The 1,613-nt window shown below is 50.5% G+C and carries 1 protein-coding gene; it reads right to left on the bottom strand.

What is annotated here, in order from left to right:
* Positions 1-1,613 (bottom strand): PKD domain-containing protein (locus tag Q4597_RS19665; protein WP_303407802.1); only part of this gene is annotated, 1,613 nt, incomplete at both ends.

Below are 1,613 nucleotides of genomic sequence, written 5' to 3' on the forward strand. Positions count from 1 at the left end.
ACATCATATGTTCCTTCTGACGTAAACTGATGCGATGGGTCAATGGAATTCGATGTGTTTCCATCACCAAAATCCCATAAATAGCTTAGGGAGTCTCCAGCATCCGGGTCGGTAGATGTATTACCTGTAAACTGTACCGTCAAGGGAGTTGTACCGGAGGTAATATCGGCAGAAGAACTAGCCGTAGGTGCCTGGTTTGCCTGTCCCACATTTATTGTAATTGTTGTTGCGGAGCTACTCCGAACTGGATTTCCATTGTCTGTAACTCTTAATACTACATCATAGGTTTTTGTAGCCCTGAATTCGTGAGTTGGGTTGGCAGATGTAGAGGTGCTACCGTCACCAAAATCCCATAAATAGCTTAGGGTATCTCCAATATCCGGGTCGGAGGATGTGTCTCCTGTAAACCGTACGGTCAATGGGGCCGTTCCGCTAGTTACGTCAGCCGAAGCCCGTGCTATAGGACTCTGGTTGGCAGGGTTTATAGCCGTCACCGTAACGGTAATCGTTGCTGTTGCGATTCCACCATTTCCGTCATTTATGGTATACACAATATTATCTTCTCCGGTATAACTAGATGTAGGGGTATAAACGATAGTATTTCCTGAAACTATAGCCGTACCGTTTCTGAAGTCGGATATTACGGTAATCGTAAGTTTATCGCCATCTGCATCGTTAATATAGGGAGAAAGGTCGATACTATTATTATTACTGTCCTGCTCCACATCAACGGAGAAATCCCCAGCCGTTGGCGCAGTGTTCGTATCCGCTGTGACCGTAACGTTCACGGTATAGTCCAATGTAGTGTTATCCTCGGCGGTTACGGTGTAGGTTACATTGTTGGTAAAGTCGGTGGGGGTTCCTGAAGGTGGGTTGACAGATTGTCCGAAAAACTCAATAATAGGGGACAGTGCGGTTACATCCGTTCCAAAGGGCAAGGTCACCGATATATCCGTACCGTTGAATGTTCCCGATACCCCATCAATCACAAAACTGTCAATTGATTTTTCGCCGCTGGTTTCCGTGACAACGTTCACGGTCCAGACCTGTGGGTTGCCGTTCTCTGCGGTCACGGTATAGCTTACGGGCTGGCTGAAATCCTGTTGCGATGCCGGCTCGGGGTCTATGCCTGCCCCAGTGGAAATATCCAATATGGAGGGAACTACGTTCAGGTCCGTTCCGTTCGGTACGTTCACCGTTATGGTATGGTTCACATCGTTTATGGCCACACTGTTCTGAACGGGCAGTTCAAAGCCCGTTATCGCGTTCAGGCCGCTTCCCGTAGGGGCGGAGACCGTAACGTTCACGGTCCATACCTGCGGCGTCCCGTTTTCCGCGGTGACGGTATAGAGTACCTGTCCGCTAAAATCCTGTACGGCACCTATCGCGGGCAAGACCGTGGCCCCGGGCGAGACCGCTAAGACCTGTGGGGCGACGTTCAGGTCCGTTCCGTCGGGTACGTTCACCGTTACCGTATTGGTACCCGGGTCGATATCCGTACTGTTCTGGACAGGAAGCCCGAACGCGGTTATGTCGTTGGCCCCGCTCCCCGTAGGCGGCAATACGGTGGTATTGACCGTCCACTCCTGTGTATCGCCATTTTCCGCTGTGAC

Origin of the sequence: Zobellia sp. 1_MG-2023, from assembly GCF_030549125.1 — a bacterium.
GTDB classification, from domain to species: domain Bacteria; phylum Bacteroidota; class Bacteroidia; order Flavobacteriales; family Flavobacteriaceae; genus Zobellia; species Zobellia russellii.